Source organism: Priestia sp. YIM B13552 (assembly GCF_042787775.1).
Lineage (GTDB): Bacteria > Bacillota > Bacilli > Bacillales > Bacillaceae_H > Priestia > Priestia megaterium_E.
In genome coordinates this window covers 733584-753031 of record NZ_JBHZOU010000003.1, presented here as the reverse complement: position 1 = coordinate 753031, position 19448 = coordinate 733584, and the positions used below count along the sequence as shown (strand labels likewise).

At 38.3% G+C, this 19448-nt stretch carries 19 protein-coding genes; 15 read left to right on the top strand and 4 right to left on the bottom strand.

Annotated features, from left to right (window positions below; all coding sequences use genetic code 11):
* Nucleotides 1–38: 38 nt before the first annotated feature.
* Both ACFX40_RS15950 and ACFX40_RS15945 read left to right on the top strand, forming a co-directional pair.
* Nucleotides 39–1037 (top strand): N-acetylmuramoyl-L-alanine amidase family protein, encoded by a 999-nt coding sequence (locus tag ACFX40_RS15950; protein ID WP_263034253.1) that lies wholly within the window; start codon nt 39–41, stop codon nt 1035–1037.
* A 99-nt stretch (nt 1038–1136) separates the two neighbouring features.
* Nucleotides 1137–1316, top strand: coding sequence for a DUF8096 family protein (locus tag ACFX40_RS15945; protein WP_263034690.1), 180 nt, complete (start codon nt 1137–1139; stop codon nt 1314–1316).
* 56 nt (nt 1317–1372) lie between these two features.
* On the opposite strand, the gene ACFX40_RS15940 is transcribed toward ACFX40_RS15945, so the two are convergent.
* The gene (locus ACFX40_RS15940; RefSeq protein ID WP_028408740.1) at nt 1373–1753 is read right to left on the bottom strand and encodes a plasmid mobilization protein; all 381 of its coding nucleotides are present in this window, start codon (nt 1751–1753) and stop codon (nt 1373–1375) included.
* 472 nt (nt 1754–2225) lie between these two features.
* On the opposite strand from ACFX40_RS15940, the gene ACFX40_RS15935 reads away from it, so the two are divergent.
* The 11 genes from ACFX40_RS15935 to ACFX40_RS15885 all read left to right on the top strand — a co-directional run bounded on the left by ACFX40_RS15935 (nt 2226) and on the right by ACFX40_RS15885 (nt 14194).
* Entirely contained in the window at nt 2226–4085 is a 1860-nt protein-coding gene (locus ACFX40_RS15935; RefSeq protein WP_377255558.1) for an N-acetylmuramoyl-L-alanine amidase, read from the top strand.
* A gap of 240 nt (nt 4086–4325) precedes the next feature.
* A complete protein-coding gene (locus tag ACFX40_RS15930; RefSeq protein ID WP_098658466.1) occupies nt 4326–5084 on the top strand; it encodes a GntR family transcriptional regulator in 759 nt (252 codons plus the stop codon).
* Nucleotides 5085–5191: 107 nt separating this feature from the next.
* Complete coding sequence (gene xylB / locus ACFX40_RS15925; RefSeq protein ID WP_377255555.1) at nt 5192–6700, top strand: xylulokinase; 1509 nt, start codon at nt 5192–5194, stop codon at nt 6698–6700.
* 22 nt (nt 6701–6722) lie between these two features.
* The gene (locus ACFX40_RS15920) at nt 6723–7307 is read left to right on the top strand and encodes a glucose-6-phosphate isomerase family protein (protein WP_377255553.1); all 585 of its coding nucleotides are present in this window, start codon (nt 6723–6725) and stop codon (nt 7305–7307) included.
* Between the two features lie 19 nt (nt 7308–7326).
* Complete coding sequence (locus ACFX40_RS15915; protein WP_098525137.1) at nt 7327–8292, top strand: phosphoglycerate dehydrogenase; 966 nt, start codon at nt 7327–7329, stop codon at nt 8290–8292.
* On the top strand, nt 8276–8938 hold the full coding sequence (locus tag ACFX40_RS15910) for a bifunctional 4-hydroxy-2-oxoglutarate aldolase/2-dehydro-3-deoxy-phosphogluconate aldolase (protein ID WP_098525136.1): 663 nt from the start codon (nt 8276–8278) through the stop codon (nt 8936–8938). Before ACFX40_RS15915 ends, ACFX40_RS15910 begins: the two co-directional genes overlap by 17 nt.
* Nucleotides 8938–9891 carry a phosphotriesterase family protein gene (locus tag ACFX40_RS15905; protein WP_377255550.1) on the top strand — a complete coding sequence of 318 codons (954 nt, stop codon included), beginning with the start codon at nt 8938–8940 and terminating at the stop codon, nt 9889–9891. Before ACFX40_RS15910 ends, ACFX40_RS15905 begins: the two co-directional genes overlap by 1 nt.
* 19 nt (nt 9892–9910) lie before the next feature.
* The gene (locus ACFX40_RS15900) at nt 9911–10870 is read left to right on the top strand and encodes a shikimate dehydrogenase family protein (protein ID WP_377255547.1); all 960 of its coding nucleotides are present in this window, start codon (nt 9911–9913) and stop codon (nt 10868–10870) included.
* 108 nt (nt 10871–10978) lie between these two features.
* Nucleotides 10979–11704: a glucosamine-6-phosphate deaminase gene (gene nagB / locus ACFX40_RS15895; RefSeq protein WP_377255544.1), complete on the top strand. Its 726-nt coding sequence runs from the start codon at nt 10979–10981 to the stop codon at nt 11702–11704.
* Between the two features lie 88 nt (nt 11705–11792).
* Entirely contained in the window at nt 11793–13142 is a 1350-nt protein-coding gene (gene fucP, locus ACFX40_RS15890) for an L-fucose:H+ symporter permease (RefSeq protein WP_060747367.1), read from the top strand.
* 149 nt (nt 13143–13291) lie between these two features.
* Complete coding sequence (locus ACFX40_RS15885; RefSeq protein ID WP_263034251.1) at nt 13292–14194, top strand: GNAT family N-acetyltransferase; 903 nt, start codon at nt 13292–13294, stop codon at nt 14192–14194.
* 20 nt (nt 14195–14214) lie between these two features.
* Here ACFX40_RS15885 and ACFX40_RS15880 read toward each other — a convergent pair whose 3' ends face one another.
* Both ACFX40_RS15880 and ACFX40_RS15875 read right to left on the bottom strand, forming a co-directional pair.
* On the bottom strand, nt 14215–14763 hold the full coding sequence (locus ACFX40_RS15880) for a DUF4825 domain-containing protein (protein WP_263034250.1): 549 nt from the start codon (nt 14761–14763) through the stop codon (nt 14215–14217).
* 83 nt (nt 14764–14846) lie between these two features.
* Nucleotides 14847–15578 carry a ZIP family metal transporter gene (locus ACFX40_RS15875; protein ID WP_028408736.1) on the bottom strand — a complete coding sequence of 244 codons (732 nt, stop codon included), beginning with the start codon at nt 15576–15578 and terminating at the stop codon, nt 14847–14849.
* Between the two features lie 285 nt (nt 15579–15863).
* On the opposite strand from ACFX40_RS15875, the gene ACFX40_RS15870 reads away from it, so the two are divergent.
* A complete protein-coding gene (locus tag ACFX40_RS15870) occupies nt 15864–17075 on the top strand; it encodes a cytochrome P450 (RefSeq protein WP_028408735.1) in 1212 nt (403 codons plus the stop codon).
* Nucleotides 17076–17108: 33 nt separating this feature from the next.
* On the opposite strand, the gene ACFX40_RS15865 is transcribed toward ACFX40_RS15870, so the two are convergent.
* Complete coding sequence (locus ACFX40_RS15865; RefSeq protein WP_377255541.1) at nt 17109–17687, bottom strand: LOG family protein; 579 nt, start codon at nt 17685–17687, stop codon at nt 17109–17111.
* 309 nt (nt 17688–17996) lie between these two features.
* On the opposite strand from ACFX40_RS15865, the gene ACFX40_RS15860 reads away from it, so the two are divergent.
* Nucleotides 17997–19328, top strand: a complete 1332-nt coding sequence (locus tag ACFX40_RS15860) for an NAD-dependent malic enzyme (RefSeq protein ID WP_377255538.1) — start codon at nt 17997–17999, stop codon at nt 19326–19328.
* Nucleotides 19329–19448 lie beyond the last annotated feature (120 nt).

The window sequence follows — 19448 nt, the reverse complement described above, 5'->3', positions numbered from 1 at the left end:
TTCATGCATATGCTACGGATAAGGAGGAGACAGGTTATATGAAAAAAATTTATTTAGATGCAGGTCACGGAGGGGCAGATCTAGGGGCTGTCGCCAGCGGGTTATATGAAAAAGACTTAGTGTTAGCTGTTCAACAGTACATCATCTCTTTTCTTTCTACTCACTATCAAGGATTTTCTCTTTGTACAACACGTACAACCGATGTGTTTTTGTCATTAAATGAACGGGTCAACAAAGCCAATGCGTGGGGTGCTGATGTATACTTATCTATTCATATAAATTCGGGTGGCGAAACGGGATATGAAGATTTTATTTATAGCAAAAATATAAATAACCAAACCATTGTGTTACGAAACGATATTCACGATCATGTGAAATTTGTTCTCACTAAATACAATCACTTTAACCGAGGCAGGAAATTGGCTAATCATAGTGTGTTAAGACGTTCCTATATGCCGTCTGTACTAACTGAAATCGGGTTTATTGATACAGAACATGATGCAAAGCTCTTAAAAAATCCTCAATTTCTAAAAGATATGGGGGTGGCATATGCAAAAGGGGTTGCGCAGTTTTTAAACCTGGAGTCTAAATCTACAAATCCTGTGGGAGATTCTGACGAGGAAGGTTTTCCAAAGCCTACTTTTTTATATAAACCTTTATGGATAAAAACAACCGAGGATACGGAGACGTATAAGGATGCAAATATGTCGGAGAGAACAGGTTATTTAAAAAAGAATACCTTCTTTCAAGTTTATGGTGAAACGCGTGCAGCCTGGGTGATGGATGGACAACATTTTATTGAAAAAAAAGATACAATCATTGAAGGAGAAACCATCACAACTGCGGAATTAACAAAAGAGAATATGGAAACATTAAAAGTGTTTGTGACAAAAGAGAAATTAGAAACAGCTATAACCTTTTCCAAAGAAGGAGCTGCGGTAGCCATCATTACCCTTCGCGATAAAAAAATACTGAATGTAAAAGCATTTTTAGATAGAGAAAATTGGTGGTACAAAGCTGAAAGGATAACAAAATAGTGAAAAAACCTTCTTGTTTTTTGAAGCTTTCACCCTAGTAATTTTACTTATTTTTGATAGAATATAAAGAGCTGAATCGTAAAGATGCATAAAGGTGTGATGGAAATGGAAGAGCAACAAGAAGCGATTGATTTAACAAAAGTATATGTATATGAGGAGTTTCCGGATAAAGTTGCAGGCAGATGCGATAACTGTGGACATGTGAAATTTAAAAGCTTAGTAAAAGACTTTATTTTTATTCGTACATGCGTAAAGTGCGGCATGAAAAAAAGCATTTAAATCCCTACTTCTTTATAAAAAACGCTCTTTTCTGAAATGAAAAGAGCGTTTTTTCTCTATTTAACGTATAAATGATCGCTAAGCTGCTCTGAAATAGTCTCTACATCTTCTTGTACATGTTTTTGTTTTTTCATCATTTCTAATAGGATGTCTTCAAGGTTCTGTGAATGGTTTTGCTTATCTTTTGGTTTATGTAAGTACTTTGCAATTTGATGCATATTATTGCTTAGCCGGCTTAGTTCAGACTCAATTTTTCGCAGGTTAACCAATAGTTCCACACCTGCTTCTTTGCCGATTAAAGGAGGCTTAACTTTTCCATCCATAATAAATTTTCGAATGAGAGACGTTCGTTTTAAATTATAGTGTTCAATAAGTTCTTCTAATTTTTCTTTTTCTTCTTCATTCAACTTAATTGCTGGAATGCTGTGTCCTCTCATAAGGTATCTCCTTTCAAGAGCAGTTCTTGCTGCGTTCAATCATATGTAAACATTCTCTTGTCTTTAATAATAGCAACCTTTTCCATGGTTAACTATGGTGAAAAGTTACTAAAATGTCGAACGTACAGTCTGTTAAAAAACTGGTAAATTAAGAAATTTGGTTTAGTAATAGTTTAATTATAGAAGGAATGTCATTATCTACAATATTGCTGCTTTATTAAAAAGGCAGCAAAAGGGATGAATGGACCGCTGTTGTACTCAACCATTTTTGAGAGCGCAGCTTTAAAGAAGAGGGATGATTTTTATGATTTTTTCCTCGTACCACATCTTTCCTCCTAGTAACTCTGTCGAATCTTCTAGACTATTGTCTCAAGGGAATAGAAAGAAAGAAGACGAAATGGTTGAGAACGAGGTAAATTCATATTATGTCTTTATTGACCTCATTTACATACTTTACGGGGGAGGAATACGTTTGAAACTAAAAATAAGATTAAAACTAAATAAGATAGGGGTAGCCATGCTTACGGCTGGTGTCATATGTACAGCTTATATGCCCCTTCATATGCTGCAAAAGCCTGTAGTCGCTTTGGCTGCAGAGAATCAGTCAGATTCTTTGGAGCGAGCATTTGCACAAGCATCTAAAGAATTTGGTGTGCCAGCTTCGCTTTTAAAAGCAATTTCCTACAACAAGTCGCGCTGGGAAAATCATAACGGAGAACCCAGTGCAGCCGGGGGATACGGTCTTATGCATTTAACAGACATCCCTTCTTTAGAAGATGGAAAAGGAAACGGAGCTTCGCCTTCAAAACCAGCATATGATAAACAGCAAACGCTCACCTTAGCTGCTAAGCTGCTTAAGTCCGATAAAGAAAGATTAAAAAAAGATCCTGTGCAAAATATTCGCGGTGGCGCTGCTGTGCTGGCTTTTATTGCAAAAGACAAAAACGGAAATGTACCGTCCACTGATCAAAAATGGTACGAAGCAGTCGCAGCTTACAGTTCTTCTCAGGATAAAGAAAACGCTCAAGTATTTGCCGATGATGTATATGAAACGTTGGAAAAAGGAGCAGAGCATACAACGTCAGACGGACAGCATCTTAAAATTCCCCCTCAAAATATAGATATGTCGATTCCTCATGCTGAAAATACCAATACGAATAAAGCGGATTGTCCGGCATCTTTAAAATGTGAATACATCCCTGCTTTTTACGGGAAATTCAGCGAAAGTCCTTCAGATTATGGAAACTATGATATTGCAAATCGCCAAAAATCAGATGTTCGCTATATTGTTATTCATGATACAGAAGTAAGTTATGATGGAACGATTGATTTGTTTGCTAACCCTAATAGAGCCGCTGCAAACTATGTAATCCGTTCAAGTGATGGTCACATCGCACAGATGATCAATAACAAAGACGTAGCATGGCATGCAGGAAACTGGTATTTTAATACACACAGTATTGGAATCGAGCATGAAGGGTTTGCGCTTGAAGGATCCACGTGGTTTACGGAAGAAATGTACCGTTCTTCGGCAAGACTCGTACGCCACCTCATCATGACCAATAATATTCCGTTAGACCGAGCTCATATTATTGGTCATGATGAGGTGCCGGGTTTGTCTCCTAAAGCTCAATCAGGTATGCACTCAGATCCTGGGCCGTTTTGGGATTGGGGGCACTACATGGATTTAGTAGGAAGCCCAATCGAGCGCCAGCATACAAACAAACTAGCCGTTACGATTAATCCAGTCTTTCAAAACAATCAGCCAGAAGTATCAGATGCACCAAAGCAGCCGGCCAACTTTGTGTATTTGCATCAAGCTCCCAGCAATGATTCACCGCTACTGAATGAGCCTGCAGCTTCAGGGCCTGGAACGAAACAAACGTTAGACTGGGGAAGCAAAGCTGTAACTGGCCAAACGTATGCAGTAGCTGAGACAAAAGGAGAATGGACAGCGATTTGGTACGGAGGGCAAAAAGCGTGGTTTTATAATCCCCATCATAAAAATACAAGTAAAGGTACAGGCATATTATTAACGCCAAAACCAGGAAAAGAAAGCATTCAAGTGTACGGAGGAGCTTTCCCGGAAGCTTCAGCCTATCCTTCTAATATACCGGTTAAAGGCATGGTCCCGCTTCAGTATACAATCTCTCCGGAGCAGGTGTACGTGGGGGTAGAAAAAGTAAGGAGTGACTATTACTATGCCCCAACTTTTACAACAAACCCAAACGATCACAAAATGATTGTTGGAAAAGACGAATATTATCAAATTTATTTTAATCACCGCTATGCGTTTGTGAAAGCGTCGGATGTAGAGGTTAAAAAACAATAGAATAGAGTGTTAAAAGAAAAGGAAGAGACAGGGGGTGTTCAAACGGTAGGTCTCTTTCTTTTTTTAATAAAATGTTATAAAAAATTCAGAATTTTATTGACAGCATTTCCTTATAGTGATTTAATAAGATTATTCAACTGGTAATTACATCATTATGAGTTGTAAGTGTAAATAAAATTTATTTTTTAATTCATTTGTCTTACAATGGAGAAAAGAAATAAATTTTAGAAGAGGTGCATTGTGATAGACAATACGAATAAAATAGTGGTAGAAAAAAATAGACCTTTGCCTCTATACTTTCAGCTGAAAGAAGTACTTAAAGAAAAAATTGAAAAAGGAATTTATAAGCCGGATGAATTAATTCCTTCTGAACGAGAACTAATTGATACTTATGGGATAAGTAGAACACCTGTAAGGCAGGCTTTAAATGAACTGGTGGCTGAAGGTTTTTTGAGAAGAGAGCACGGTAGAGGAACCTTCGTTGCACCAAAGAAGATTGACCAAATGTTTTTGGAAAGTTTGAGTAGTTTTGGAGATGAAATGGAGCGTAAAGGACTTTCCTTTGACACAAAAGTGTTAAATAAAGAGATTGTTGAAAAAACGTCCACTCTTCAAGAGATTTTTGGAGATAAATATCAGTTCTTTTACCGAATTGATCGACTAAGGTATATTGAAGAAGATCCATACGTCCTTGTAACGACCTATATTCCAGCATCTCTTGCATCGGGTCTGCTTGATGAAGATTTAGAGGTTCAGTCTTTGTACAAGACGCTTGAATCAAAATATGGATTTCATATCAGTCATGCTAAGCGTGTAATAGAGGCTGTTAATGCTACGAGTGAGGACGCTGGCGCTTTAAATATTCCTCCGATGTCTGCTGTTCAAATTACAAAAACAACGGCGTTTCAAAAAGATTCTCAGCCTTTTGAGTATTCTATAGGGCGTTACCGTGGAGATTTAAACAAGTTTACAGTAGAGGTAAAATACGAAAGAATATAAGAAAGCTGAACGAGTTTTTTAACTTGTTCATTTCTCTGCGCTAACTGGTAATTACATAATTACAAGATGATAGATTTAGTCTATGAGCGATTGAAGGAGGGATGGGTATGAGTAATGGATATATTATTGCTCATGATATCGGAACAACGGGAAATAAAGCAACCTTATATAAGACTGACGGAACGTTGGTTAACAGTACGCTCCATAAATATAAAACCTTCTATCCTAAAGCTGGATGGGCTGAACAAAATCCATCAGACTGGTGGGAAGCCGTTTGTGAAACAACAAAAATTTTGCTTGAGCAAAGTGGAGTGAAACGCGAAGAAATTTCTGCTGTGAGTTTCAGCGGGCAAATGCTCGGCTGCTTGCTTGTAGATCGAGAGGGAACCCCTCTTGGTAATTCCATTATATGGGCAGATATGCGGGCGGCCGATCAGGCTCGGCGGTTTGAGAATGAAATAGGTATGAAAAATGTTTATGAAATCACAGGACATCGCATTAGCTCATCATATTCTGGAGCAAAGATTAAATGGGTCAAGGAAAATGAGCCGGAACGCTTTAAAAAAGCATATAAAATCTTACAAGCGAAAGATTACCTTGTTTATAAACTAACAGGTATATTTGCAACCGATTATTCAGATGCATGCGGAACTAACTGTTTTGATTTAATAAATAAAGTATGGTCTCGTGACATTTTAAATACGTGGAAAATTGAGCCGGAGCTTTTTCCAGATTTGTATGCTTCTACTGATGTAGTAGGGTCAGTAACAGCTAAGGCAGCAGCCGAAACAGGCTTACTTCAAGGAACTCCTGTTGTAATAGGGGGAGGCGATGGAGTTTGTGCAGCTGCCGGCGTGGGCGTTATAGATGAAGGAGAAGCTTTTAATTACATTGGCTCTTCTTCATGGATTGCAACGGCATCAAACAAGCCTATTTTCGATCCTGAAATGAAAACGTATACATGGGTTCACCTTGATTCTACTAAATATTCTCCTAATGGAACAATGCAGTGCGGTGGGGGATCTATGCAATGGATTACAGAGTTACTTTATCAAAATTCCAACAAAAGCTATGAACTTATGAATAGTGAAGCCGAACAATCGCCCCCTACGTCAAAAGGGCTAATTTATTTACCTTACTTAATGGGAGAACGCTCACCGAGATGGAATCCGGATGCTAGGGGAGCTTTTGCTGGTTTGTCCATTACTCATACAAGAGGAGACATTGCCCGTTCCGTCATGGAAGGAGTGGCATATAACTTGAAAATTGTACTTGATACTTTTCAAAAAGAAGGAGCACCAATTGACCGGATGTGGGTATTAGGCGGCGGAGCAAAAAGCACTTTATGGCGTCAAATTCTAGCAGATATTTACGGGCTTGATGTGTATGTGCCTAACTATTTAGATGAAGCCACATCTATGGGGGCAGCGATGGCTGGAGCCGTTGGAGTAGGGGTAGTGGATAATTTTAAAGAGGCTAAAAAATGGGTGAAGAGAGTAGGTATTCACCATCCGCAGCCAGATATTCAAGAACAGTATCAAGAGTTTTTTTCGGTATTTAATGAAACGTATGAACAGCTAAAACCAGTTTACCAAAAGCTAAAAGTTTTTAATTGAAAATAGAGGAGATGCATGATAAATGAGTACATTATTTCAACCTTTTGCTACACAATTAGATTTTGAAACAGGTAAATTAAATCCAGAAGGAAAAGTCATTATTCGACATTTATCGGATATGAAAGGCATGTACTTAGACGAGGGAGAATTTGAAAATCAACTTAAGAAAAATCCGCTTATTTACGAGGTTTATAATGTAGTAGTTCCAGAGACAATGCCTCACATTCAGCATTGCGTAACTATTTTGCATCCAGGTAAAGTAGGAAAAGAGTATTTTATGACCAAGGGACATTATCACGAAGTATTAGATAGGGCTGAAATTTATTTTTGCCTTAAAGGAAAAGGTGAGCTGCTAATGCAAACAAAAGACGGAGAGTTTTCTAGCCTAGAAATGGTGCCGGGAACAGTAGCATATGTGGCACCAGAATGGGCTCACCGCACTGTTAATACGGGGGAAGAACCTTTTGTGTTTTTTGCAGCTTACCCCGGAGATGCAGGCCATGATTACGGAGGTATTGAAACAGAAGGATTTGTAAAAACGTTAGTTGAACAAAACGACAAGCCAACATATATTGAAAACCCTCGCTATATACAAGCGGTAAAATAACAAAAAAGGAGAAAACCAAATGTTTAAAGTATTAATTACCCCTCGGTCATATGGGATGTTTACAGAAGACATTATGAATAAATGGCGCGAAGAGGAGTTTGAGGTGATAAGGGAGGTCGGCCCTATTTCTGAATCTAGGTTTATAGAGCTCATACAAGATGTACAAGCATTAATCATAGGAACTGACCATCTTAGCAAAGAAGTTTTAAACCATGCTTCGGAGCTTAAAATTATAGCAAAATACGGAGCAGGTACTGATAATATTCCTAAAGAATATGCAACGCAAAAAGGAATTGTGGTCGTGAATACTCCCGGTGTGAATCATGAAGCTGTTGCAGACTACGCGTTTGGTTTAATGCTGTCTGTAGCCAGACAAATTTCACTATCTTCCCAAAGGCTCAGAAAAGGACAGTGGACAAAAAACGTAGGGGTTGAACTTTATGGGAAAACGCTAGGTATTTTAGGGTTCGGTGCAATAGGAAAGGCTGTTGCCCGCCGTGCTAAAGGATTTCAAATGGACATACTCGTTTATGACGTTTTTCAAGATGAGCAGGCAGCTGCTGAATATGGTGCAACCTACGTCCACATAAATGAATTGTTAAAAAAAAGCGATGTTGTATCTGTTCATATGCCTCTTGTGCCTGAAACAACCAACCTTCTAAACTATCAAATGATGAAGAAGATGAAGAAAGAGGCAATTCTCATTAATACCGCAAGAGGCGGAATCATAAATGAAACTGATCTTTTTCATATTTTAAAAGAAGAAAAAATACTAGGAGCGGGCATTGATGTATTTTCCGTTGAGCCTCCTACAGATTCTCCTTTGCTAGAGTTAGATAATGCTGTTTTAACCCCTCATAATGCAGCGGCCAGTAAAGAGGCAATCGAGCGTATGACATTGCAGTCAACGCATAGCGTAATTAAATTCTTTCAGCGAGAAATTTCAAAAGGGCAAGGAGGGAACCAGCATGTCACGCAAACGTGAAGTTATGAATGGTATTTGTAAAAGTAGTGTTGTGGCAGTTTTACGAGGTACAGAAGCGGAAGTGTTAACGACAGCTAGAGCTGCAATTGATGGCGGAATACAGGCAATCGAACTAACGATGACGGTTCCAAATGCAATTGATGTATTACGTCAATTAAAAAGTGAATGTGCCTCTCAGTCCGTTTACATAGGAATGGGGACCGTCATGGATGTTCATTCGGCGGTTAGTGCCCTTCAAGCAGGAGCAGATTTTGTTGTGACTCCTCACTTGGACATGGACATTATTACGGTAAGCCATCAATATCAAACTCTTGTTATGCCCGGAACTTTTACAATGACAGAAATGGTTACTGCGCTTAAAGCAGGGTGCGAAATCCTTAAATTATTCCCAGCAGACTTAGCAGGAACGGCTCATATTAAAAATGTAAAAGGGCCTTTGCCTCAAGCTAATATTATGCCTACTGGAGGCGTTAACGAAACAAATATTGAGCACTGGATTCAAGCGGGAGCAATCGCTGTAGGAGTAGGATCTAATTTAACAAAAGCAGGTGGGGATTCGCTTGATTCCCAAAAAATTCGTGAATATGCCTCTTTGTTGATGCGTAAAGCGCAGCAGGCTAAATTGACGCTTAGCGGTATTAGATAATGAAAAATTCATGTCGTATACAAACTGTTTTAGGCTTTGTGGATTCAAACGAAATTGTACATGTTCAACCGCATGAGCACCTTATGCTTGAAAAAGGTTATGCAGCGAGTACTAATTCAGATTTATGCATTGATAATGTCGATGTTACAGTAAGTGAAGTAAAGAAACTGCCTGCGCGCTCTCTTGTAGTGGACGCACAGCCGATCGGCGCGGGGCGCATAGCAATGGACCTGATACGAGTCTCTAAGCGAACAGGTGTTCATATTGTTGCTTCGACAGGATTTCATAAATCCATGTTCTATTGGCGAGATCATTGGATCCATAATGAATCAGCAGAAATCCTTACAGCGCTTTTTGTTTCTGAAATCCAAAAAGGAATGTATGTAGGTAATGGAATAGAGAGGCCTACTAAAAAAGTTGATGCAAAGGCAGGGCTAATTAAAACTGCCGTCGATAAAAAGGGGTTAACTCCCTATTATCAAATGAAGTTTGAGGCAGCTGCCGAAGCGTCGCTTTTAACAAACGTCCCAATTATGGTTCATATTGAAAAAGAATCCGATCCGTTTGAAATTATTCAATTTTTGACGGATAAACAGGTAGCAGCTAAAAAAATAATTCTTTGTCATCTCGATCGTACTCATCATGACTACGGGTTGCATAAAGAAGTAGCGGCAACGGGTGTCTACCTTGAGTACGATACGATTGGACGCTTTAAATATCACAGCGACGATAAAGAAATTGAGTTAATTCACCACATGTTGAATAGTGGCTTTCAAGAATCTCTTTTAATTAGCCTGGATACAACCAGAGCGAGGCTGCAAGCATATGGGGGAGAAATAGGAATTGATTACTTAACTAAAACCTTTATTCCAAAGTTGAAAGTAAGTGGGATTTCAGATAAAACCATTAGTACCTTAGTTCTGGATAATCCGCTCGCAGCTTTAAGCGTTTAGAAAAATCAAGGAGGACACTATGTTAAATCTAGTAAATGCAACCAAACCAACCTTTTATTTTATTGGCGTTACAACAGGACAATCCTCTATCATGAAGCTATTTCCTTTATGGGCTAAATCTCTTTGTATCGATGCGGAGATTAAAGGAATTGATATTGATATTCATGCAAACCGTGAAGTGTACCGTGAAGTGGTAACTTTTTTAAAGAATGATCCTCTGTCGCTGGGAGCATTGGTCACAACACACAAAATTGATCTATATCATGCGGCAAAAGACTTGTTCGATGAGCTTGATCCTTATGCGCTTTTATTTGGAGAGTTATCAAGTATTTCCAAAGGAGACGGAAAGCTGATTGGACATGCTAAGGATCATATCTCTAGCGGGTTAGCCATGGAGGGTTTTCTTCCAAAAGATTATTGGAACAAACATAAGGGGGATGTCCTTATTATGGGAGCTGGCGGAAGTGCCATCGCCATTGCTTCAAACCTAATCCAGGATGCAAAACGTAATGGCATGCCATCTGCTATCTATGTAACAAACCGAAGCCAACCGAGGTTAGATTCAATGCAGAAAATTATCTCGGAAATGTCTACGGATGTACCTATTCAGTATCTTACAGTAGACGAGCCATTTAAAAATGATAAAGTGTTATCTAAACTGAAGCCCTATTCTCTAGTCATTAATGCAACAGGGCTTGGAAAAGATCGACCAGGCTCTCCGCTAAGCAACGAGGCGCTATTTCCTCACAATAGTCTTGTGTGGGAACTGAATTATCGAGGGGATTTGTTGTTTATGCATCAAGCCTTGTCGCAAAAAGATACGCAGTCATTATATGTTGAAAACGGATGGATTTATTTCATACATGGATGGACTCAGGTAATATCAGAAGTGTTCCAAATTCAACTAAACAATGAGCAATTTACTGAAATTGAAAGAATTTCAAGTGAGTTTAATCAATCAAAATTAAGTGGGAAATAAGGGAGTGAGGAGGAAATGTTTCTCCTCTTCACTTACATAAAACAGTGATAACTAAAAATGAGAGCGTTAACAAAAAAAGACTACAAAAAGGTGAAGGATGTGCCTCTTATGAAGATTATACGCACAGAAAATTATGAGGAAATGAGTTACATGGCAGCTGTTGAAGCGGCTAAATGTATAAAAGGAAATCCAGAGTTAGTATTGGGCCTTTCCACAGGAGGAACACCTCTAGGCACGTATAAAAATTTAATTCAGTTCTACGAGGAAGGAAAAGTAGATTTTTCAAATGTAACAACATTCAATTTAGATGAATACATCGGTTTGGAGCCAGAGCATTTCCAAAGTTACACGTACTATACATGGGAAAATTTTTTAAAGTACGTAAATATCAAAGCAGAGCAGGTGCATATTCCTTTAGGTATATTTGAGAACGAAGATCAAGCAGTGAAAGAATACAATGAGAAATTAATAAAAGCCAACGGGATTGACGTACAGATATTGGGAGTTGGAAGGAATGGGCACATTGGTTTCAACGAGCCTCAAGATTACTTGCATGGGGCTACACATATTGCTAAGTTAACCAAAGAAACGATACGAGACAACGCTAGGTTTTTTTCAAATATAGAAGATGTCCCTAAAAAAGCAATAGCAATGGGAGTAGGAGATATTTTAAAAGCAAGACACATTATCTTTATCGCCAGTGGTCATGAAAAAGCAGAGGCTGTTTATCAAACGTTACATGGACATGTTACAACAAGATGTCCCTCTTCTCTTCTTCAGTTACATCCTAACGTCACAGTTATTGTAGACAAAGAAGCAGCCGCGTTACTTTAGATGTCAAGGAGTATTTTAACAGCATAGGTGAACACAGAAGCAAGTGGATTTGTAAAGAAATGATGAGTGATAATAGGGAGGCTTTACAATGAAACATAAAAATTTAGTTCAAATGCCTAATGGGTATCTTAATCGAACGCCTATCTTTCAATTTATTTTACTTTCTATTCTTTTCCCACTTTGGGGAGCAGCCGCGAGTTTAAATGATATTTTAATTGCTCAGTTTAAAAGTGTGTTTACTCTTAGCGACTTTGCAACGGCTTTTGTGCAAAGTGCTTTCTACGGGGGATATTTTTTAATTGCTATTCCAGCTTCGTTAATTATTAAGAAAACAAATTATAAGCTGGCTGTTATTACAGGACTAATCTTCTATATTATAGGTTGTTCACTGTTTTTTCCTGCTTCTCATATGGCTACCTATTCTATGTTTTTATGCGCAATTTTTGCAATCGCCATTGGTTTAGGTTTTCTTGAAACATCAGCTAATACGTATAGCTCCATGATGGGACCTAGGGAATCCGCAGTGCTACGCCTTAATATCAGTCAGACGTTTACCCCTATCGGATCTCTTTTAGGAATTGTACTTGGCAAGTATTTAATATTTCAAGAAGGGGAAAGCCTTGATAATCAGCTTGCTAAAATGAGCTCGGAAGAAGCACATATCTTTGGCCTTAAAATGTTACAGCATACGCTGCAGCCTTATAAATATATGATTTTAGTTCTTATTGCCGTACTGGTACTTTTTCTTATAACGAAATATCCTTCATGTAAAGCTCAAATAGAGAAGACCGAGGTAGGGCAAAAAAGCGAATTGATAAAAACGCTAAAGTATTTAGGGGGGAATTCGCGTTTTCGTAAAGGTATCATAGCCCAATTTCTATACGTAGGGATGCAGGTAGCTGTATGGTCATTTACCATCAGATTGGCCTTAGACCTTAATTCTGAAATTAATGAGCGAAGCGCATCAAATTTCATGATCTATAGTTTTATTGCTTTTTTTGTTGGGAAATTCGTAGCTAATCTATTGATGACACGTTTTTCAGCCAAAAAAGTGTTAGTTATCTATTCAATCATTGGTACGCTTTTACTTGCGTATACGTCGTTTGCATCCAGTACGATGGCTGTATATGCAGCTGTTGCTGTAAGCATGCTTTTTGGTCCATGCTGGGCAACAATCTATAGTGAAACGTTAGAAATAGTAGAAGAAAAACAGCATACGGAAGTCGCAGGAGCTATTCTAGTTATGGCTATTGTAGGAGGAGCTGTTATTCCTGCCGTTCAAGGACTTGTATCAGACTTAACAGGGTCGCTTCAACTCGCTTTTTTAGTTCCGACGGCATGTTTTATCTATGTAGGATATTATTTTTATAGTGGTGTAAACAAACGTGAGAAAGTAAAAAAACTAATGAATGAAGATCAAATTAATTCAGCTAAATAGAAATCGATTTTATAAACAAGGAATTTTACGTTTTTCATCGAATACAATGTAAATTGCCTTAAGTTAAAAAGAAAACTGCTTTGGAAGCAGTTTTCTTTTTTTACTTTAATTATTTATTACTATCTTTTTACAAAAGGAAGGAATGTCCCGTGATTATAATTAAGCCTCTAAGCCAGTGTTCTTTTTCTGATGCGCTAGAAGCATTTAATAAGGGTTTTGAAGATTATTATCTTCCGATTGAGCTGTCACTAGATCAATTCACTTGTAGATTTGGTTTCGATCAGCTATCTGTCGACCATTCTTTTATGGCTTATTATAATAATACACCAGCTGGAATTATGTTAAATGGAATAAAAAAGGTCAAGGGAAAAAAACATGCTTGGAATGGAGGTACAAGCGTAGCCCTACCTTACCGAAAAATGGGAATTGGAGAAGGCTTACTAAAATCTACACTTGAGAGATACCAGCAGCAAGGAGTAGTGGAAGCCAGTCTGGAAGCATTTAAAGTGAATGAAAAAGCCATTCATCTTTATCAGAAATACGGATATGAGATTGTAGATATGCTTTTATTTCTAAAGCATAGAGGTAGTTTTCACGCTTCTCTACTTAAAAAGAAGAATCAGCTTACGTATTCGTTAAAGCGAAGACTTGCAAAAGATATTCAAAACCTACCCTTTTATACATACGACGTTCCGTGGAAAAATCAATTTGACTGTATTCGTGATGGAGAATCGTTTATTGCGTTGAATGAAAAAAACGAAGAAGTTGGCTATCTGTTATTTCAAAAGAATTTTTCTTCCATAGGCATCGTGAATTCCGTTACTTTTTATCAAGGAAGCGTTAAGGAACATATCTCAAATTCAGAGGACGTTCTGAGCTTTTTATTAGCAACCATTTTTAATATGTATGGACCAATTGCTTACAATACATATAATGTACCTGAAAAAAGAAATAGCTTACTCGTGAAAATGTTAAAATCATTTGGTTTTCAAGATTTATATACAGATGAAGGAATCAAACTTGAGCAGGTGTTTATGAAAAAACAACTTTAAAAAGCGGCCATGGGCCGCTTTTACTGCATTTCTGTAATTGGATGTGCATCATAAAATTCCTCGATTTTTTCTTGCTGTCCTTCGAATTTTTCTTTCCATACTTGTTTCACGTCATTATAATTCCGAAGATCTATTCCGTAGAAGTCCGTTAACTCTTTTCGAGTAATGGTGATTGTCTGAGGAACAGTCGTATTAATAGTAAAGTGAACGCTATCAGCATTTTGTACGGCAGAAAGTAAGATGGTTGCGTTATGTAAAAGTATGCGTTTGGTTTTAACAGACGTCCAGCTTTTTTCAAACGTATGCTGATTATTATTTATTGCAGCGTAATTAATTGCTAAGTAATAAGGTTTTTGTGTATCTTGAAAGGCTATACCTTTTAAATAAACGTGTCCCGGAAGCTTATTTGTAATTTCCTCTACTGAAGCCTCATGTTTTGAAGAAGAAGTATGTTGAATAGAAGAAGCAGAGACTCTTTCGGCAGACAGATTATTATGAGGTGCATAAGCACACCCTGATAGGCAAGTGAGTACTGTGAAAAGTGTAAGAGAAGCATATATTTTTTTCATAATGGTAACTCCTTTTGTTTAGATCTACTTGTAAAGACGAAAGGCCTATATATTTTGTTTCATACAAAATATAAGTTTATTCACTAAAAAGACAGATAATCCAAAATAATAGAAGTTAATAACCCTAATGAAGCAATAAAACCAATAACAGGACCACCTTCTTCAAAAGCTTCTGGCAACATCGTCGAAGCAACCATTGCCACAATTCCACCACCGGCGAATGAGGCAATAAAACCCATCATGTTTGGGGTAGCATTTTGAAGAAATAGATATCCAATCCAAGAACAAAGAGCCGATATAAAGAAGACAGAAAGCCATAATGAAAAAATTTTCTTTTGCTTATATTGGCTTTTTAGCAGTCCGCTTGTCCCGGAGATTCCTTCGGGTATATTGCTGATAAAAATAGAAACAACAAGCAGCCAGCTAACGTGGTGCTGTTCAATCAAACTTGCGCCAATCATCAGTGACTCAGGTATAGCATCCATAATGGTACCAATAAAAATGGCTAGTCCCGAGCTAGCGGGGACAAGGTGGTCCGAACGTTTTCTTTTGTGAGCGCCTTTTTTAGCTAAGGAGATGTCAAGAAGAGTAAAAAGTGCTGCGCCTGTTAAAAAGCCTAAAGAAGAAGCAATGATTCCCGCTTCTTTTACCGAATCTTGAATGAGCTCGTAAGCAGCAGCTCCTAACAAAACGCCCGTGCCAAAAGCCATAATATAAGCAGTCAACTGTTTTTTTAAAGGTACAAAAATAGCTATAATAGCTCCAATTAATACAGCTGAGCCTGAGACACCACCCCACATAAGGGCATCTATCACATGAGATCCCTACTTTCTTACGTACTTACTTGTAGTGTAACCATCTCTATGATTATTATGAAACACGATAAATGAACTAAAAAAATGGAAAATAATCACTGATTTAGACCTTAAATAAAATAAGTCTTCTGTATAATTGACAAAATTTTCTGATTGTGTCCGTTGAAAGTGAAAAAACCTTGTGATAGTCTGATCAAAAGATACAAAGATGGAAAAAAATTCTTTGATCTGTAGAAGATTAAAAAACTTAACAAGGTCACTTTTAAACGAAAGAAGGAATACGAGATGAATTCAAAAGCAGTAAAAAGAGAAAATCGCTATGCTAACTTGATTCCTATGCAAGAAATCCAATCCGTTGAACAGCAGCTTTACCCATTTGATATTTATAACAGTCTGCGTCAAGAGGCACCTATTCGTTATGATGAAAGCCGAAACTGCTGGGATGTATTTGATTATGAAACAGTAAAGTATATTTTAAAAAACCCGTCGCTTTTTTCATCCAAACGAGCAATGGAAGAACGCCAAGAAAGTATTTTAATGATGGACCCTCCAAAACATACAAAGTTACGAAACTTAGTAAACAAAGCTTTTACACCAAGAGCTATTCAGCACTTGGAGGGTCATATTGAAGAGATTGCCGATTATTTATTAGATCAAGTAAGCAGCAAAAAAAAGTTTGATATAGTAGAAGACTTTGCTGGACCACTCCCGATTATTGTAATAGCAGAGCTGCTAGGAGTACCAATCCAAGACCGAGAACTGTTTAAAAAATACTCCGATGACTTAGTGAGCGGTGCTGAAAATAATTCAGACGAAGCTTTTGCAAAAATGATGCAAAAGCGTAATGAAGGCGTGATTTTTTTACAAGGGTATTTTAAAGAAATTATCGCGGAGCGTCAGCAAAATAAACAAGAAGATCTCATTTCGCTTCTTTTAGAAGCAGAAATCGACGGCGAGCATTTAACAGAAGAGGAAGTGCTGGGGTTTTGTATTTTATTGCTAGTAGCAGGCAATGAGACAACCACAAACTTAATTACGAACGGAGTTCGGTATATGACAGAAGACGTAGACGTGCAGAATGAAGTTCGCCGAGACATATCGCTAGTTCCGAACCTGGTAGAAGAAACGCTTCGCTATTATCCTCCTATTCAAGCGATTGGACGCATAGCTGCTGAAGATGTAGAACTTGGAGAGTGTAAGATTAAAAAAGGGCAGCAGGTAATTAGCTGGGCAGCAAGTGCAAATAGAGATTCAGCTAAGTTTGAACGGCCTGACACTTTTGTCGTGCATCGTAAAACAAATCCTCACGTGAGCTTTGGATTCGGCATCCATTTTTGCTTAGGAGCACCGCTAGCAAGAATGGAAGGGAAAATTGCTTTTACTAAGTTACTAGAGAAAGGCGAGTTTTTAAAAGTTGAGAATCAGTCTTTAAAGCCAATAGGCAGCCCTTTTGTTTTTGGCGTAAAAAAATATGAGATTACTTTTAATAAAGCTTAAAAAGCGAGCGCAAATTATGCGCTTGCTTTTTAGCTAGCGTTCAGTGTTCCATTTTTGGTCCTCTGAAGGGGACGTGTACGTGTCCATTGAAGAGATAAGCTGTTCAGGAGTATCAGAAATATTGATGAGACGAATAGCAGAATCTGTAGAAAATCCTTCATCTACGGCATGCTGAACCATTTGCATAAGCGGGTTGTAGTAGCAGTTCACATTTAATAACCCTACTGGTTTTTTATGTATACCAATTTGAGCCCAGCAGAGAGCCTCAAACAACTCTTCAAATGTCCCGAAACCTCCAGGAAGCGCAATATAACCATCAGCTAACTCGTGCATAGTTGCCTTTCGCTCATGCATGCTCTCTACTTCGATGAGTTCTGTCAGCGCGGTATGAACAATTTCACCGCTAAACAAACCGCGGGGCATAATGCCGATGACTTCGCCTCCATGCTGAAGCATTTCATTTGCGACTTCTCCCATCAGGCCCATTCGTGAGCCTCCGTAAATCAGCCGGTATTTTTTTTGGGCCATGTAGCGTCCTAGCGAGACGGCTGCCTCTTTATATTCGGTTTTTATTCCAGCGCTTGATCCTGCAAATATACAAATTGATTTCAACTGCTTCACTCCTTTGTTTCTTTTCTATATAAGTCTTTTCTGTTTATGAAGAACAAATTCCTTCTTAATAATTTATGAATTTTCACAATGTCATCGCTTGATTATTCTAAAAACTTTGCTTATAATCAAAGCGAAACGTCTGTTTGAAAGCGTTATCTATTGTTCTTCTTTTAATGGAAAAGACAGTACGTATGGATCTACTTGTAAGATAAGTAGATAACATGAACTCATAGGAAATTTGACCGTTTTAAACGCTTCATTTAGTAAGTATACGCACTTGCAGGATTAAGACAAGGGGGATATGGGGATATGATGAACAATTTAATACGCACATTAATGGTACAAACACCGACCGTACCAGGAAACTTAGGAAGAGTAGCAACAGCTATCGGAAATGTTGGAGGAGACATTGGCGAGGTTGAAACCGTTAAAGTAGGACATAACTACACCATGAGAAGCATTACGGTTCAAGTAGAAAGTGAAGACCAGCTTGAGGAATTGCTTGAAGCGGTTCGCAGTTTAGAAGGCATTACTTTACATACAGTATCAGATGAAGTTCTTCATGCGCATGAAGGCGGCAAAATTCAAATGAAAAGCAAAATGAAAATTGAGTCGATCGCTGACCTAAGAAGAGTATATACACCAGGTGTAGCAAACGTTTGCCGTGCTATTCAAGAACAGCCCGACAAAGCTAAAATTTATACGAGCATTGGAAACACGGTTGCGATTGTAACAGATGGTACCGCTATACTAGGATTGGGAAATATTGGTCCAGTTGCAGGAATGCCTGTTATGGAAGGAAAAGCTGCGTTATTTGATCAACTTGCCAATGTAAACGCTATCCCTATTTTGTTGAATGTAAATGAGCCGGAAGAAATCATTCAAACGGTTAAAAATATTTCACCGGGATTTGGCGGCATTTTACTAGAAGATATAGGGTCGCCTCACTGCTTTGAAATTGAAGAACGTTTAAAAGAAGAGCTCGATATTCCAGTTATGCATGATGATCAGCACGGAACAGCAGTTGTGACGCTAGCAGCAGCTATCTCAGCTTGTCGCAGCACAGGTGTGAATTTGAAAGAAGCAAAAGTAGGACAAATCGGCTTAGGAGCTGCCGGCATCGCTACTTGCAGAATGTTCATGGCTTACGGTGTCAAACAGGTGATAGGAGCTGATAAGTCTCCTGAAGCGAATGAGCGCTTAGTCAGCTACGGTGGAAAAGTAGCGGATTCATTAGAAGAGCTTATGGAGAACTGCGATATTGTTATTGCGACAACAAGTGTACCTGGCTTAATACAAAAAGAATGGATCCGAAAAGGGCAAATCATTCTAGCACTTTCTAATCCAAAGCCAGAAATTGAACCTGAAGATGCTCTTGAAGCAGGAGCTATTTACGCTACTGACGGAAGGTCAGTGAATAATGTACTTGGCTTCCCAGGTATTTTCAGAGGAGTGTTAAATGCGGGGGTGCGTGATATTACGCATACGATGCTTGTAGCTGCAGCTGAAGCCATTGCAAATTCAACGCGTCCAGGCGATTTAGTTCCTCATCCTCTTAATCTAGCTGTACATGAAGCAGTATCTGAAGCAGTTGAAAGAGCGGCTGTTGTACACGGAGAGAAAGACGGCGTTTATCGATAACAAACAAGGTTGCCTCGAAATAGGCAGCTTTGTTTGTTTTTTATCAAAAAATAATAAGAAAATAGCAAACTATGAAACTTTTTTCCTTTTTTAACGTAATATAGTAATAGAAATAGTAAA

Bases quoted from the DNA above. Each gene is read 5' to 3' on its own strand.
- ACFX40_RS15910 (WP_098525136.1), top strand. From the start codon at position 8,276: ATGTCACGCAAACGTGAAGTTATGAATGGTATTTGTAAAAGTAGTGTT.
- ACFX40_RS15905 (WP_377255550.1), top strand. From the start codon at position 8,938: ATGAAAAATTCATGTCGTATACAAACTGTTTTAGGCTTTGTGGATTCA.
- ACFX40_RS15870 (WP_028408735.1), top strand. From the start codon at position 15,864: ATGAATTCAAAAGCAGTAAAAAGAGAAAATCGCTATGCTAACTTGATT.
- ACFX40_RS15950 (WP_263034253.1), top strand. From the start codon at position 39: ATGAAAAAAATTTATTTAGATGCAGGTCACGGAGGGGCAGATCTAGGG.
- ACFX40_RS15945 (WP_263034690.1), top strand. From the start codon at position 1,137: ATGGAAATGGAAGAGCAACAAGAAGCGATTGATTTAACAAAAGTATAT.
- ACFX40_RS15880 (WP_263034250.1), bottom strand. From the start codon at position 14,763: ATGAAAAAAATATATGCTTCTCTTACACTTTTCACAGTACTCACTTGC.
- ACFX40_RS15920 (WP_377255553.1), top strand. From the start codon at position 6,723: ATGAGTACATTATTTCAACCTTTTGCTACACAATTAGATTTTGAAACA.
- ACFX40_RS15915 (WP_098525137.1), top strand. From the start codon at position 7,327: ATGTTTAAAGTATTAATTACCCCTCGGTCATATGGGATGTTTACAGAA.
- fucP (WP_060747367.1), top strand. From the start codon at position 11,793: ATGAAACATAAAAATTTAGTTCAAATGCCTAATGGGTATCTTAATCGA.
- ACFX40_RS15860 (WP_377255538.1), top strand. From the start codon at position 17,997: ATGATGAACAATTTAATACGCACATTAATGGTACAAACACCGACCGTA.
- ACFX40_RS15900 (WP_377255547.1), top strand. From the start codon at position 9,911: ATGTTAAATCTAGTAAATGCAACCAAACCAACCTTTTATTTTATTGGC.
- ACFX40_RS15940 (WP_028408740.1), bottom strand. From the start codon at position 1,753: ATGAGAGGACACAGCATTCCAGCAATTAAGTTGAATGAAGAAGAAAAA.
- xylB (WP_377255555.1), top strand. From the start codon at position 5,192: ATGAGTAATGGATATATTATTGCTCATGATATCGGAACAACGGGAAAT.
- nagB (WP_377255544.1), top strand. From the start codon at position 10,979: ATGAAGATTATACGCACAGAAAATTATGAGGAAATGAGTTACATGGCA.